The following is a 14835-nucleotide window of genomic DNA, read 5'->3' on the forward strand; positions in this document are numbered from 1 at the left end:
TGTCAGCAGGTCAGCGAATTCTGTCGGGGTGGCCTGGCTGTGCCGGGCTTAGCATCAACGCCCGTGGGTGCAGATATCGATGGCGTGATCGAGTACCGCTCGGCCGACGGATGCTGGGAGATGGAGGTCGACCTTCTGGATCTCAAGCTGGGGCGGGACGGCGAGGCGTGGGGGTGTCTTTTCGGCTTCGGCGGGACGGGGGGTGTGGAGCGTCCGCTCTTCGCCGACCGTGGGCTCCCGAGCGACACCTCGGACCCGGTACGGGATACCGGTGCCGAGGACTATCAGCACAGCCACACTTATGCCACCTGGGCCGAGGTCGCCGCGGTCGACTGGGACGCCCCGCTCGCCGACGCGCCTGCTTGGTACTGGGCGGGCTTGTGGCGGCCGGGTGACGACGGCGAGTTCATCCAGCACGGCATCGTGTGGGCCTCAGCCACGCCCGGCCTGGAGCAGGCCGCGGCCGATACATTCGGCGGGGATATGGACAGCCCATCGGAATGGCCGCCGGGCGGCGAGGTCCACCTGGACGGAGCCGTGTACCGCCCCGTGATCCTCACAGCGCGGATGCTCGCTCCTCCGGACCGGGCGCCCTGGGCCACTATCTGGCAGACGATGCGGGGCCTCGCCGCCGAGCACGGAGACGAGAACGTCCGGCTGGTCGTCTGGTTCGGTTGACACCCGGGCCGCGGTCACCGATGAGATGCGGCTCGTGAGGTGAGGGGCTCGCACAGGTGGGCGGCGGCTCGCCGGGGCTGAGGACACGGAATGCTTCGTGGCTCAGCTCGATCTCGCCCCGGCCCGGTCTCCGCAGCAGGTCGCCGGCTGAACCGGCCTTGGCCTTGCGCATGTAGAGCCAGGTCTGGTCGGGCAGGTCGAGGATGAGACCGGTCCGCTGGAAGGCGGCCTGCGCACCGCGTGCACCGCGCGGTGCGTGGGCGACATCGGGCCGGCGATCAGCCGTAGAGCGAGCGGGCTCCCGGGCTGTCGCCCTTGAAGCGCTGGCCCGCGGCGATCTCCTCACCGACCACCGACCAGACGGTCTCGTCGTCCTGGAAGGGGAGCGGGTCAATGCTGCTCGTCTCCTGACGGATACGCTCGACCTCGCGCTCCAGGCACTCGAAGTCGGCTTCCTCGTCGCCGTCGTCGCCGCTGAAGGTGAATTCCTCGAGCAGGCACTGGAACCGGAGAGTGACCTGGACGAGGGAGGAGACGTCCGTGTGGAGTTCCTGCACGGTCTCCTCGTCGGCGTCGAAGGCGTGCACCTTGCCGGAACCGGGGGCGAGGGCGAGGTGGGCGTTGAGCAGCCAGCCGATGACGGGCCAGTCACCCGCGCCCTCCGCGGCGTCCTCGAAGTCCTCGATGTGGACGACGTCCTGGACGAAGGGCAGCAGGCCGTCGTCCTCGTCGGGCTGACGCAGCCAGAGCGTCCCGGTGGGGACGCCGACGGTCTCCAGGAGGCGGGCGCCCTCGGTGGCCGCGGTGGAGGGCGGGAAGGCGGTGGCGGGCAGGGTCGCGATCCGGCCCTCGCCGAAGATGTCGGCGAGTTCGGTGCGGGTGACGTCGAAAAGCACTGCCGGAACTCCGAACTCCGCGGCGGCACGGGCGCCGTGGGACTCTCTGCGGGTGGAAGCGGTCACAACAACAGCGCTGCGGATCGAGGCGCTTCCGACGACTCCGATGCCGCCCCGACCGCTCACCCGCCCTCTTGCGGACCGAACGTGTGGTCCGAGGGCGAGAAGTTCCACACCTCCGGCCGGCAGAGGGGCGGAGTCGGTCGGCGGCTCGAGGTATGCCTCCGGGGACTGTGGGGGGCGGTTCTGCGGCTGGTCGTGGGGTCAGGCGATGGGGTGGTCTGCTGTTGGCTTTCCGCTGAGGGGGTCTGTGGTTCGCTGACTGGTCGGGGAGGGGGTGCGGGGGGTGTCGATCGCGTGTGGGGGGTGGTGTTGCCGGCTTTGACAGGGTGTTGTTGTTGGGGTCGGCAGGGTGGTGATGGTGACTTCGCCGGTCAGGCAGGTGTGGTGTTCCTGGGTTATGACGGCGTCGAGTGTGCCGGGGCGCTGGGGTTGGACCGAGACCCAGGCGGGGGTGTCCAGTTCCACCCAGTTTGTGAAGGACACAGCCATCGCCGTCACCATGCTGTCGGTGGCGGGGCGAGTCGCGTGGGCGGCTTGGCGCAGGGCTTCCAGGAGGAGCATGCCGGGGGCGTGGTCGACGGGGTGGTCGAAGAGGATGGTGTGGTTGAGGTCGGCGCGTAGTTGCCACCGGTTGGGGTGTTGGGTGGCGGCGAGGACGACGTTTTCGCGCAGGTGGTGTCCGACGGTGGCGGGCGGCAGGGCGGGTGGGAGGGGTAAGGCGTTGTGGTGGAGTGCGGCTGGGTGGTGTGTGCCGCGTAGCCGGCGGTAGACGGCGGGGGAGTGGTTGGTGAAGCGGGTGCTGGCGTTGCCGATGCGGTGTCCGTTGAGGCGGACGTCCGCGTGCATGGACATCGAGACGAGGCAGCCCTTCCTGGTCCGGACGTCCGTGCAGGTGATCTCCAGGACGACGTCGGCCGGGGTCTGGGGAACCAGCATGGCCGTTGGCTGGATTTCGAAGGCGAAGTCGTCCCAGACCAGGTGGCTGCCGTGGGGCACGCCGTAGGCGACGTGGGAAAGCAGCGGGAAGGTCTGGCGGACGGTTTCGACGAACAGCAGGGGGTCGAAGTGTCGGTTGCGGGGCCGGTAGAAGGTGTGGAAGCGGGGCCAGTGGGCGTGGACGGTGTGCCGGTCGTCGGCGTGAGTGGTCCAGCCGGTGAGCAGTACCTCGTTCGGCGCGTGCTTGTGTACGAGTTGCTGAGGCACCTTTGGGATGAGCCGCGCTCGGTCGTGTCCGAGAACGTAAGAGTGGGACATGCCAGCCCTTTCCCCCTGAATGGATGGCTCGTTTGCAGCGGTGCGGCTAACATAAAGTACGTTATCTATGTCTGTCGAGGAGTGATTGCGAGTGTCAACTGTCAAGGCGGAGCGTGCTGCTCGGACGCGACAGAGGATCCTGCTGGCGGCAGCCGAGGTCTTCGACGAGACCGGTTACGAGAAGGCCGCAGTGACCCAGATCGTGGAGCGGGCGGGGCTCACCCTTGGCGCGCTCTACTTTCATTTCGGCTCGAAGCAGGGCCTTGCGGAGGCGCTGATGAACGCCCAGCCGACGACGATAGAACCGCACCTGAAGTCGACCGGGTTGCAGCGTCTGGTGGACATCACTTTGGTGTGGGCGGACCGCATGACGCGTGATCCGATCCTGCGCGCGGGAGTCCGTCTCGCCGTGGAACAGGGCAGTCACGGTATGAATGACGCCTCTTCCTTCGAGGAATGGCGGGCGCTGATGCGCAGTCACCTCGATGTGGCGCGGTCCGGGGGTGAACTGCGTGAGGGTGTCTGCCCTGATCGGTTGGCTCGGTTCGTCGTCGGTGCCTGTACCGGCATGCAGGTCTACTCGCAGCTCGCCACCAACCGCGCCGACCTCATGGAACGCGTCTGCGACATGTGGGAACTGCTCCTGCCCAGCGTCGCGTCCGCGTCGGTGGTGCACGGCATCCTGGTCGGCGCCGAGCGTGTTCCTGCTTCATGACCGGGACAGCTGCCCCCTGCCGGAAGACCGTCCTCACCGGAGCCACCGGACAGATCGCACCTTTGATGGTCCGGCACCTTGCGGCCCACCACCGCATCACCCTGACCAGTCGCACGGCTCGCCCCGGTGTGCAGGGTCCCGGTGTGGAACACGTCGCCTGTGACTACGACGATCCCGAGAGTCTCGTACGGGCGTTTCGTGGTGCCGACGCTCTTTTCGTCGTGACGAACGATCCCACACGTCCCGAACACGACCGGAACATCGTGCAGGCGGCTGTCGAGGTGTCGGTGGGGCACATCGTCAAGCTGTCGGCGGCGGCGGTGCACGACGACGCGGCGGACGATCTGATCACCAGGTGGCAGCGCGGCAACGAGGAGCTCATCAAGTCGAGCGGGATCCCGTGGACGATGATTCAGCCACGTTCGTTCATGTCGCATGCCCTGGGCTGGGCGTCGAGTATCCGGAGCGGTGGTGTCACGTACGGGCTGTACCCTCACAGCCGCAATGCCTGCATCGCGCCGGAGGATGTCGCGCAGGCGTCTGCCCGGGTCCTGGGCGAGGCCGAGCACCACTTCCGGTCCTATCGGCTCACCGGTCCACAGCCGCTCTCCGCCCATGAACAGTCCGCCGTCCTCGCCGGCCTGCTGGGGCGCCCCCTGGTCTGCCGGGAGCTTTCCCGCGAGGAGGCTCATGCGCGTTGGGTGCGCCGGTACTCGCCGGCGATGGCTGACGCTCTGATCGCGAGCGCCGAGCGGCAGCTGGCCGGCGCCAAGGCGCAGACGACGGACACGGTGGAGCGGCTCACGGGCAGGCCGGCGACCACGTTCGCCCAGTGGGTGGCCGGCCGCCTCGACTGCTTCGTGTGAGGAGGAGCGGGGCGCGGTGGACGCGGAAGCCGTGCGCGCAGCACCACCTGCGTGGCGCGGTGGTCCGGCCGGGTTCCGGCAGGTGGACCGGCCCGCGGGCGCGGCTTGCGAGCCGGGCTGCCGTGGCGTGACGATCTTCGTGACAGGTACACCGAAGCACGCGCCTTTCCCTCGGGAGGGGTGCGATGTCCATGTTGAGGAGAGCCATGCCCGCACGGGGGTTGCTGCACGGTAAGACAGTCGTCATCACGGGTGCGAGCAGTGGCATCGGAGCGGCGGCGGCAGAGCTCTTCGCCCAGGAGGAGGCGCGCGTGGTGCTGACCGCCCGCCGGGGGGACCGGCTGCTGGAGATCGTGGACAGGATCGGCGCGGCAGGCGGGCAGGCCACCGCCGTGGTGGCCGACGTCACCCGCGCCGAGGACATGCAGGCGGTCGTACGGACGGCGCTGGAGAGGTTCGGCAGCCTCGATGCCGCCTTCAACAACGCCGGGTGGACCTCCACCGGAACCCCGATGCACCTGATGGGCGATGACGAGTACGACCGCATCATGGACGTCAACGCCCGAGGCGTGTGGAACGCGATGCGGGCACAGATAGCCGTGATGCTCGAACACGGCGGCGGTTCCATCGTGAACACCTCGAGCGTCGCGGGAGTCCGCGCGACCGGCAGCTCCGCGCCGTACATAGCGGCCAAGCACGCTGTCATCGGTCTGAGCCGGGCCGCGGCCGACGAGTACGCCCGGCAGCACATCCGCGTCAACGCGATCGCCGTCGGCAGCACCCGGACCGAGCTGATGGACCAGGTGCTTGCCGATACTCCCTCGCTGCTGGAGCCTTTCACCCAGCGTGCCATTCAGCAGCGTTTGGCGGATCCTGTGGAGATCGCTCAGACGGCTGCGTGGCTGTGTTCGGATCGTTCGTCGTTCACCACGGGTGCGGTCATCCCGGCCGACGGGGGGTGGACCGCCCGGTAGCCGCACCCGCACCGCGGACTTGCCAAGAACGTTGTGGGTTCGTCCTGTTTCCATGTTCGTCGCCCGGTGCTCACCGTATGGTCGGACCGCTTGCCGAGCTGCCGCCGCGGGCCCTTGTGGCCTGCGGCCACGGGCAGTTGAAGCTGGGGAGGGTGGGTGAGGGACCTGACTGGCCTGGTGACGGCGAACGGCAGCCGAGAGCGGGTAGCGCAGGGGGAAGGACCTGCTCGGTGCTGCGGTGCCACCTGTTCCGGGGCGGCCGGGGCGGTTCGCCGGCAGCGTTTGCTGATCCGGCCCGGCCCCTGAGCGGAGCCTGATTCGACCCGGCCGGCCTCGTGTGCGCCTCATTGTGTGCAGGGTTGGCCGGTGCTCTGACCTGTCGTCGCGATCCTCGAAGGCGCCGTCATGAAGAACACGGAACGAGCCGCAAGAACCCGCGCGAACCTTGTCCTGGCAGCAGCACGCCACTTCGACCGGCACGGGTACGACGGTACGACGCTCAAAGCCGTCTGTGCCGAGGCGGGCGTCACGCTGGGGGCCCTCACCTTCCACTTCCGCTGCAAAGCGGCGCTGGCGTCGGCGGTGGTGGAGGAGGGCGTCGGCGAACTGCAAGGTATCCGCACAGCCGGCTCCGGTGGCGGTCGGCCCCTGTGCGAGCTGTCCGCGTTCGTGCTCGAGGTGGTGAGGTCGCTGCGCGGCAGCGTGCTCACTCGGGCTGCCGCCCGCCTGGTCGAGGAGGGGTGCGTCGAATCCGGCTGGCCCGGCATCTTCCGGGAGGAGGTCCTGCGGCTGCTGGAGAGGGCCTTGGCCACCGGTGACCTTGTCGCGGATGTGCGGCCGGCCGTTGCCGTGCGCCTCGTCATGTATGTGGTGCAGGGAGCTGTGGTCGAGGCGCGGAGTGCCGAGGCACAGGGTGTTTCGGTGGCACGTGACTTCGCCGAGGTGTGGCGCGTCGTGCTGGGCGGCCTCGCCGTGGAGAGGTGCTGAGGACGTCGTGCGGGTGCTCCCCCCGGACACCCACCCGGCCCGGCCGTGCATCGCCGGCCCCGGCGCACACTCAAGGCCCTCGTTTTCAGCGCGGTTGGTTGTGGGTTCGGCAGTAGGCGTAGGCGGCGGACAGGAGTGTGGTGTGGTGGTGCCAGCCGGGGAATGACCGGCCCTCGAAGTCCTGGAGACCGAAGTTTTCGCCGAGGGTGTCGATGACGGCTGCGGCCTGCCGAGGTTGTTGCATCAGGGGGAGCAGGTCGGGCAGGGGACGTTCGTCCAGGTTGGTCAGCCAGGTGCGGGGTGGGCCATCGGGCCGGTGCTGGGCGAGCAGGCGGAGCGGGGCGTGCTCGGTCGAGGGGCCGGGGAGTGCGACCGTGCAGGTGAGCAGGTGTTGTCGCTTTTCCGCGTCCGCTGGTTCGTGGCTTGCCAGGAGGTGTCGGACGGTGGGTGTACGGGCGTTGGCTGTCAGGGGTGTTGCGGGCTTGACGCGTGTGGTGTCGGGGATTTCCACGAAGAAGGGCTGTTCGCGGTGGGCGAGGTGGGCGAGGAAGGTCTCGTGGTCGGGCAGCCAGGACAGTTCGGCGGTGAGAGGGATCTGGCGGTGAGGGGACCAGGAGGCGGCTCGGTGCAGGAGTCGGGCGGCTTGTGCCCAGAGGGGTCCGCAGGCTTCGTCAGGTATGCGGGCTTTGGAGCGCAGCGGGGAGTCGTCCGCCCATTCCCGGGGGATGTGTAAGTGCCAGTCGATGGGCAGTGGGCCAGGGGTGCTGGTGGCGAGCAGGGTGATGCCGAGTTGGCCGTTCGTGGTCCGGCCCAGTCCGGGGTGGAATCTGCGGTGGACTCCGGCGGAGTGTGTGCCGCGTTTGGGGATGAAGGCGGGCGCCAGTGTCCAGGCGCTCGGTGTCTGGGTGGTGTGTTCTGTCCAGCGCAGCAGGTTGCGGCGTGCTGCGAGCCAGTCCCATGGGCTGGCGTTGACGAACTGGTGTATGGCCTGGGGCGCTGTGGGGGAGTCGGTGACGGATTGGGCCAGCCGTCGTAGCGATTTCTTGCCTGGTGTGTGCAGGAGCGCCTTGATGTAGAGCTCGGCCCACTTGCGTTGGTCCGCCCGTGGCAGACAGGCGAAGACCGTCTCGACGAACGCTCGTAGCCGGGCGGTCGGACCGGCCTCGGCGAACGCTCTCGGTGCCGGCTCGTGCAGCAGTGCCATCGCGACTTGTCCCCTCCCACACCACGCGGCCGCTGTTCCCGCTCGATGGGCGACGTGGCCGCTGTCCCCGGTCGATGCGTGGACGGTCCCGCCGTCCGTGACGGGGGATTCCCGGACGGCGGGACCGAGGACAAGCATAGAGAGCACTATTTATGTATGGGCGGCCGGGGGGAGGTGCGAGACGACTTGGCCAAGTTCAGAGGCGACTTGGCCAAGTCCGGTGGTGCGAACCGGCTGAAAAGCTACAAGTGCCGGAGCGTGCCGGCGTGCAGCCGCCCCGGCCGCGGACCGGCTCTCGATCGAGGCCGTCGCCGAGCGCGGCCCCGCCCTGCGGGCCAGGACCGTCGCCGGGGCCTTTCGGGTGTACCCGTCACCCCTCTGCCCACCGCCGGCCGCGGGCTGCGCCGGGCAGCGGCAGCACCTCACCCGTGCCCTGGACCCAGCCGCCGGCGACGCGGTCGAGCGCTGAAGCACGCCCGAGGAGCGGGGCGTTGCGGGGCGGTGGTGTGAGGTGCACGGCCTGGGGTGGACGGGCGCAGGGCGGGCGGTCGCGCGGTGAACGGCCAGGGGACTCCCCTCGGTTGGGTTGCGATGTGAAACCGTCATGCCCTACGGTCGAATCAGTTTCAATCTGCTACCGATTGGGGTTGCGTGAATGGATGCGTGGCGGCGGTTGCTGCTGGCGGTGGTGTGCGGTGTGGCGGTGGCGAGTATTTACGCCGCGCAGCCGGTTCTGGAGCCGATGGGACATGATCTGGGTCTGCCGGCCGAGTTCACCGGCTGGATCGTGGCCACGGGTCAGTTCGGTTATCTGGCGGGGCTGGTGCTGCTGGTGCCGCTCGGTGATGTGGTCGACCGGCGCCGGCTGATCGCTGCGCATTTGGCGGTCACCGCGGCGGGGATGCTCGTGACGGCCTTGGCGTCGGCCGCATGGGTGGCGTTTGCGGGGCTGGCGGCGGCCGGCGTGTTCGCGGTGGTGGTGCAGACCACGGTGGCGTATGCGGCGTCGGTCTCGCTGCCTGCCGAACGCGGGCGGAACATCGGTGTGGTGACCTCGGGGGTGGTGGTCGGGATCCTGGGTGCGCGGGTGGCGACCGGCACGCTCGCCGAGGTATGGGGCTGGCGCAGCGTATATGTCGTACTCGCGGTGGCGTCGCTGGCGCTTGCGCTCCTGGTCCTGGTGGTGCTGCCGCCGGAGGAGCGTCCCGGGCGGCCTGCGGGGTACGGGCGGGCGGTGGCTTCCGTCGGCCGGCTGTTCGGGCAACGCCTCTTCCTGACGCGCGGGCTCATCGCGTTCTTCCTGTTCGCGTCCTTCGGAACGCTGTGGAGCGGTGTGTCCCTGCCGCTGGCCGACGCTCCGTGGCAGCTGAGCGAGAGCCGGATCGGGCTGTTCGGCATCGCCGGACTCGCCGGCGCGCTGGGTGCGGCGCGCGCGGGGCGGTGGGCGGATGCGGGACGGGCGGTCCCGGTCACCGGTTCGGCGCTCGGCCTGCTCATCCTCTCCTGGGCGGTGATCGCGCAGCTGCCGTGGTCGCTGTGGCTCCTTGCCGTGGGGATCGTGCTTCTCGACTTCGCGGTCCAGGCCGTGCATGTGAGCAACCAGCACCTGCTCACCGCGGCGCATCCGGATCGCATCAGCAGTGTCATCGGCAGCTACATGGTCTTCTACTCGCTCGGGTCCGCCCTCGGCGCGGCCGCGACCACCGCAGTCTTCACCGCCTGGGGCTGGACGGGCTCCAGTGTGCTGGGGGCCGGGTTCGCGGCCTGCGCGCTGGCCGTCTGGGCGGCCGACAGGCGTGTACGCGAGGGTGCTGGCCTGCGCCCGGAAGATGCGGGCACGCGCGGGGCGCGCAAGGACGCCCAGGATGCCGACCGGGCCGGACAGGCTCTGTAGGTGCGACCAGACGGCTCTGTGAGTGCGACCAGGTCCTGCGTGGCGCGAGGCTGGTCTCCGGGGCACCGGCCCGCTCACGGCGCGGGGGAGCCTCACCGGCTGCGGCCTGCCGCGTGCGGCTTTTGAGGCGGTTGGGGCCGCTGGACTTGGCAAAGTCGTGGCGCACCTGCCTCTGCGTCATACATAAATAGCGCTATTTATGCTTGGCTCGGTCTCGTCGTCGGTGAATCCCCCGGGCACCGGCGACGAGGCCGTTCGCGCAGGGACCGGGGGCAGGCGGCCACGTCGTGTGGGAGGGACGGTCCCCGATGGCACTGTTGCTCGAGCCGGCGCCGAAGGTGTTCGTCGAAGGCGGCCGGAGCCTGCCGGCTCCCGCCGTTCGTGGAGGCGGTCCTGAGCTGTCTGCCGGCCACGGACCGGCGCCCGCGAGCCGAGTGGTGCGTCGAGGCGCTGCTGCACGGGCCGGCCGGGGCGCGGTACCGGCGGCTGCCGGCACGCTCGGCGACGACAAAGGCGCGGGGAACCGGCCCGTCGTTCCCGGCGCGAAGGACCCCGTCTTCCCCGGAGCGCGGGACCTGCTCGTCCCCGGCGTGCGGGACCTCGTCGTCCCGGGTGCGAAGGATCCAGTCGTCTCCGGCGTGCGGGACCTCGTCGTCCCCGGCGCGCGGGACGGAGCACGGCCGGTCGCCGAGTCCGGTGCCGTACCGGCATCGCCGGCACCCGTCCCGCCGGCCATGGTGGCGGGCTCACGGCTCGCGGTTCTCCTTGCCCGGTGCGCCGTGTCGGCACCGTCGGCGCTCTTCTCGCCGGCCGCCTCGACAAGCTCACCGCTTGCGGCCTTCCTCGCCCGGTGGTCCCTGCTCTCGGGTGGTCGCGGGGTGTGCCTGGTCGCCGGCGCGGGCCGTGGCTTCTTCCTGCGGGTAGCGGATCGCGATCATTTTGCCTGTACGGCATGATGGTTTCGTTCCGCAACTTATTGGGAGGTGTCATGTCCCGCGTCAGCACGCCTGGCCCGAATCCTGACTGGACGGATCCCGACTGCCCTGTCGCCCGCACGCTGGATCTCGTCGGGGACCGGTGGAGTCTTCTGGTGGTCCGTGACGCGATGGACGGGGCGCGATCGTTCACCGAGTTCCAGCGGCGTACCGGTATTGCCCGCAACATTCTTTCCGACCGGCTGCGGAAACTGACCGCTCAGGGGTTTCTCGCCCAGCGCACCGCACCGTCGGGCCGTCGCCGGGAGTATGTGCTCACCGATGTCGGGCGCGATCTGTTTTTGGTGATTCTCGCTTTGCGTCAGTGGGGAGAGCGTCATGCCTTCGCGCCTGGCGAGACCCACTCGACCCTTGTGGACGAGCACGGTGCTCCTGTGCCGCTGATCGCGCCGGTCGGAGCCGACGGCACGCTCCTGGACGCCTGCAACACCCACGTTCGGAAAACCTGACAGAAAGCAGACCTCGGTGCCTTCCAGCCTTTCCACCACCTCGCCTCGCACGCGCCTGACGGACCGGTTGGAGACAGCGGTCCGCAATCCGCAGCCCGCGACGAAGAGTGAGTGTGCCGGTGTCCATCTGGTGCCGGTCGCCTCCTTGGTGCCTGCCGACTCGCCCCGTCTGGGCGGGACCAGCCGGGCCCATGTGGAGGTTCTCGCACAGGGTGACATCGAGCCGATACTGGTGCATCGGGACACCCGGCGTGTGGTCGACGGGATGCATCGCCTTCAGGCCGCCGGACTGCGGGGGGAGGAGATGATCGCGGTCCGGTATCTGGACGGGCCGGCCAGCGAGGTCTTCCTTCACTCCGTGGCGGCCAACGTCATGCATGGTCTGCCGCTGACGCTCGAGGACAGAAAGGCCGCGGCCGAGCGGATCCTCGTCTCACACCCTCATCTGTCGGACCGCGCGATCGCGCGCATCACCAGGCTGTCACCGAAGACCGTCGGTGCCGTCCGCCGCGTTTCGAGTGAGGAGGTTCCTCACTCGAAGGTCCGGGTCGGGGCGGACGGCCGTTCCCGCCCGCTCGATGCGGCGCGGCGCAGGGAGGCGGCCCGCGCTTTCCTTGCCGAGCACCCGGACGCCACGCTCCAGGAGATCGCCGCCAGCGCGGGGGTGTCGGTCAGCACCGCGTGCGAGATACGGCAGCGGGTGCGGCGCGGCGGGCAGGACCCGGCGCCGCCGCGACCGAGCCCCGCAGGCGAGGCCGGGGCCGGCAGTCGGGCGGGCACCGGGGCGGCCGAGGGCGACCGGTGGGCGCCACAGGGTCGCGCGCAGTCCGTCATCCAGACCTTGGCGAAGGATCCGTCACTGAGGCTCACCGAGTCCGGGCGCGCGCTGCTGCGCTGGCTGAACGAGCGCGCGCCGGATCTGGAGGCGGGGCGGCAGCTGATCGCGGCGGTGCCGCCGCACTGCGCCGCCGCGGTCGCCGACCTGGCCCACTCCTACGCCCGGCAGTGGCAGCACTTCGCCAGCGCACTGGACCGGGTGGCCGGTGACGCGGTGGAGGAGTAGAGCGCGCCCCGGCGGGCGGAGCGTTCCACCGGACCTGGCCCACTCCTGCGCCCGGCAGTGGTAGCACTTCGCCGGCGCACTGCACCAGGTGGCCGGTGACGCGGTCGAGGAGTGGAGTGCGCCCCAGGCGACGGAGCGTTCCACCGGACCTCGCCCACTCGTACGCTCGGGAGTAGCAGCACCTCACCAGTGCCCTGGACCCGGCTGCACAGGCGACGCGGTCGAGCGCTGAAGCACGAGGGACGGGGCGCTGCGCCGGTGGTGCGAGGTGCGTGGCGGCGGTGAGGGCCCCGCCCTGGTCCGGCCCGGGCCGTGAGAACAGCCCCTCTCATTCCCGCCCCATTCTTGCCCCCCCATTCACACCCTCCCTCATTTCTGCCCGCGTATATGAGCGGCGGAATTCCGGCCTCTTTTCTTGACGGCGTGATCAGGTCCATGAATGATGAAATAGCGCTCGGTGGTGAGCGTCCTCGACCGGACGTGGATTCCGCTGTGGTGTTTTTGTGAGCGGCGTGGAAAACGCCGGGCGGCATGAATGGAAGATCCCCGGTCGTCTGACCGGGTGACCGGCAGCCGCGGGATTTTTCGAGATGTCCGAGCTGTTCGACCGAACGCCGAAAAGAGCCTGGAGTTCAGGATGAACCGAGCGGGGGATCGAGTGGAGACGATCTTGGCCGGCGCGGAGACGAGCGTGGATGTGGCCGTCGTCGGGGCGGGTCCGGCCGGCCTGTATGCCGCCTACTGCGCCGGGTTCAGGGGGCTTTCCAGTGTGATAGTCGATTGCCTGCCCGAGCCGGGGGGCCAGATAGCGGCTCTGTACCCGGAAAAGAGGATCCATGACGTCGCCGGTCATGTGGCCGTGCGAGGCCGGGAACTGGTCGACAACCTGGTCGAGCAGGTCGAGCAGGTGGCGCCGTTCGCTCCGCGCTATCTGCTCGGCCGGACGGTTCTGTCCTTGACACCGCGCCAGGCGGCGGGCTGGATGATCGGGCTGGAGGACGGCGGGCGGGTCCGTGCGGGAGCTGTCGTGATCGCGGCCGGCCTGGGCCGCCCCGTCCCACGCACGCTGCCGTGCCTGCAGCCCTACCAGGGGCGTGGCGTGGCGTATCACGTGCCGCGTCCGGAGGAGCACCGGGGCCGTGACGTGGTGATCGTGGGCGGCGGTGACAGCGCGGTCGACTGGGCTCTCGCTCTGGCGCCGATCGCCCGGTCCGTCACCGTCGTCCACCGGCGTTCGGCTTTCCGCGCGCACGAGCACGGTGTCCGGCAGATGTACGCGAGGGGTGTGCGCGTGCTGACCGATGCGCAGGTGACGGCCTGTCACGGCGCGGACCGTCTGGAGAAGGTGTGTGTGCGCGCCGGCGAGGAGGAACGGACACTGCCCGCGCAGGCCCTTGTCGCGGCGCTGGGATTCATCACCCAGCTGGGCCCGATCGCCGACTGGGGGCTTGGGCTGGCCAACCGCCGGATCGAGGTCGACAGGGCGATGCGGACGAATCTGCCGGGGGTGTACGCGGTCGGCGACATCTGCTGCTACGAGGGTCGCGTCCCGCTTCTGTCGGTGGGCTTCGGCGAGGCGGCGACCGCGGTGAACCACGCGGCGGTCGAACTGCGCCCCGGTGCCCGTCTCGCACCCGAGCACTCCACCGACCGCGAGGCCGCGCTGCTGTCATGACCCTGAAGAAGCTGACCATTCTTCCCGCGGGCACCGAGATCCTGCTGCCCGCCGGATCTGCCCTGACCGAAGTCGAGTACGAGACCTCGCAGCGGCTCATCCCGTTCGGATGCCGCTCCGGGTCGTGCGGCGCCTGCGTCATCGAAGTGCTGGAGGGCTTCGCCGGCCTGGGCGAACCCGACGACGACGAACTCGACTTCCTCGAAGACCTCGGCCGGACCGGCGGCTCGCACCGCCTGGCCTGCCAGTGCCGGCTGCGGGGCGACGCGACGGTCCGCGTCGCCGACGACATCTGAAAACCGCCCGCACCTGAAAGGTGTGAGCGTTCACGAGAAAGGTCAACCATGCCCAACCGCGTGACCAACGTCGGCTACGGGGAGCGCACCCCGTTCCTCAGCGCGACCGCCTCGGCCCGGCTGCGTGCCGAGATCGACCAGCAGCTCGACCAGCAGGTCCTCGAGTGGTACGCGAATGTCCCCGAGGCCGCCCATCTGGAGGGCGAGAACGTCGACTCCGCGTACTACAAGCGGAACCTGATCGAGACCGCCTGGCGTATCCGGCTGCTGCGCGTGGCCGAGGCCAAGGCGCTGGCGGAGATCGCCAAGCGCAGCCCCGAGGCGGCGCAGGTGTGGGCCAACTACGAACAGGAGGAAATGCTCCACGACGAACTGTTCATCGCCGACCTGGAGAAGGTGGGCGTGACGCGCGAGCAGTTCCTGGCCACCGAGCCCTACCTCTCCACCAAGCTGCTGACCGGCTACTTCTCCTACCTGCTGGACCACGAGGGCCCCCTCGGCGTGGTCGCGTACTCCTACCTCGTCGAGTACGTCAACGTGAAGCTGGAGCCCAAGAAGCTCACGGCGCTGAAGGAGTCGGTCGGCGAGGGCAACATCGGCGGCCAGATCAACCACTCGCACACCGACATCAACGACGACCACCCCGGCGAGGTGTGGGCGGCCGTCCGGCACCTCCTGCGCAGCGAGGACGACATCGCCGCGTTCAAGCGGTACCTGCGCGAGCACCAGAGGATCCTGGCGCAGTACTTCGAGGAGCTCTACCTGGACACCCTCGCCAAGGCCGACAAGCAGCCGGCCTAAAGCCCTGTCCCCGGCGGGGGCGCAG

At 69.6% G+C, this 14835-nt stretch carries 14 protein-coding genes; 11 read left to right on the forward strand and 3 right to left on the reverse strand.

Features of this window, described 5'->3' with window-relative positions:
- The first annotated feature begins 63 nt into the window (after positions 1–63).
- Positions 64–678, forward strand: a complete 615-nt coding sequence (locus tag ACZ7DL_RS32530; RefSeq protein ID WP_470779709.1) for a hypothetical protein — start codon at positions 64–66, stop codon at positions 676–678.
- Positions 679–956: 278 nt separating this feature from the next.
- Here the strand turns inward: ACZ7DL_RS32530 and ACZ7DL_RS32535 are convergent, their stop codons facing one another.
- Complete coding sequence (locus ACZ7DL_RS32535) at positions 957–1574, reverse strand: SUKH-4 family immunity protein (RefSeq protein ID WP_470779711.1); 618 nt, start codon at positions 1572–1574, stop codon at positions 957–959.
- 264 nt (positions 1575–1838) lie between these two features.
- A complete protein-coding gene (locus ACZ7DL_RS32540; RefSeq protein WP_470779713.1) occupies positions 1839–2840 on the reverse strand; it encodes a ScbA/BarX family gamma-butyrolactone biosynthesis protein in 1002 nt (333 codons plus the stop codon).
- A gap of 142 nt (positions 2841–2982) precedes the next feature.
- Here ACZ7DL_RS32540 and ACZ7DL_RS32545 point away from each other — a divergent pair, with 142 nt between their 5' ends.
- From ACZ7DL_RS32545 to ACZ7DL_RS32560, 4 genes are all read left to right on the forward strand, one after another.
- A complete protein-coding gene (locus tag ACZ7DL_RS32545; RefSeq protein WP_470779715.1) occupies positions 2983–3606 on the forward strand; it encodes a ScbR family autoregulator-binding transcription factor in 624 nt (207 codons plus the stop codon).
- Positions 3603–4472, forward strand: a complete 870-nt coding sequence (locus ACZ7DL_RS32550) for an NAD(P)H-binding protein (RefSeq protein ID WP_470779717.1) — start codon at positions 3603–3605, stop codon at positions 4470–4472. The genes ACZ7DL_RS32545 and ACZ7DL_RS32550 overlap by 4 nt, the downstream gene beginning before the upstream one ends.
- Before the next feature lie 206 nt (positions 4473–4678).
- Positions 4679–5446 carry an SDR family NAD(P)-dependent oxidoreductase gene (locus ACZ7DL_RS32555; RefSeq protein ID WP_470779719.1) on the forward strand — a complete coding sequence of 256 codons (768 nt, stop codon included), beginning with the start codon at positions 4679–4681 and terminating at the stop codon, positions 5444–5446.
- 405 nt (positions 5447–5851) lie between these two features.
- Positions 5852–6433, forward strand: a complete 582-nt coding sequence (locus ACZ7DL_RS32560) for a TetR family transcriptional regulator (protein ID WP_470779721.1) — start codon at positions 5852–5854, stop codon at positions 6431–6433.
- Between the two features lie 85 nt (positions 6434–6518).
- Here ACZ7DL_RS32560 and ACZ7DL_RS32565 read toward each other — a convergent pair whose 3' ends face one another.
- Positions 6519–7637, reverse strand: a complete 1119-nt coding sequence (locus ACZ7DL_RS32565; protein WP_470779723.1) for an IS701 family transposase — start codon at positions 7635–7637, stop codon at positions 6519–6521.
- 655 nt (positions 7638–8292) lie between these two features.
- Between ACZ7DL_RS32565 and ACZ7DL_RS32570 the strand changes: the two genes are divergently transcribed.
- From ACZ7DL_RS32570 to ACZ7DL_RS32595, 6 genes are all read left to right on the forward strand, one after another.
- Positions 8293–9531 carry an MFS transporter gene (locus ACZ7DL_RS32570; RefSeq protein WP_470779724.1) on the forward strand — a complete coding sequence of 413 codons (1239 nt, stop codon included), beginning with the start codon at positions 8293–8295 and terminating at the stop codon, positions 9529–9531.
- A 988-nt stretch (positions 9532–10519) separates the two neighbouring features.
- Positions 10520–10975 carry a winged helix-turn-helix transcriptional regulator gene (locus tag ACZ7DL_RS32575; RefSeq protein ID WP_470779726.1) on the forward strand — a complete coding sequence of 152 codons (456 nt, stop codon included), beginning with the start codon at positions 10520–10522 and terminating at the stop codon, positions 10973–10975.
- A 265-nt stretch (positions 10976–11240) separates the two neighbouring features.
- On the forward strand, positions 11241–12038 hold the full coding sequence (locus ACZ7DL_RS32580; protein ID WP_470779728.1) for a ParB/RepB/Spo0J family partition protein: 798 nt from the start codon (positions 11241–11243) through the stop codon (positions 12036–12038).
- A 658-nt stretch (positions 12039–12696) separates the two neighbouring features.
- Complete coding sequence (locus ACZ7DL_RS32585; RefSeq protein WP_470779729.1) at positions 12697–13713, forward strand: NAD(P)/FAD-dependent oxidoreductase; 1017 nt, start codon at positions 12697–12699, stop codon at positions 13711–13713.
- Complete coding sequence (locus tag ACZ7DL_RS32590; protein ID WP_470779731.1) at positions 13710–14009, forward strand: 2Fe-2S iron-sulfur cluster-binding protein; 300 nt, start codon at positions 13710–13712, stop codon at positions 14007–14009. Before ACZ7DL_RS32585 ends, ACZ7DL_RS32590 begins: the two co-directional genes overlap by 4 nt.
- Before the next feature lie 48 nt (positions 14010–14057).
- Positions 14058–14810: a hypothetical protein gene (locus tag ACZ7DL_RS32595; RefSeq protein ID WP_470779733.1), complete on the forward strand. Its 753-nt coding sequence runs from the start codon at positions 14058–14060 to the stop codon at positions 14808–14810.
- Positions 14811–14835: the final 25 nt, after the last annotated feature.

The organism is Streptomyces sp. NPDC036984, assembly GCF_055607665.1.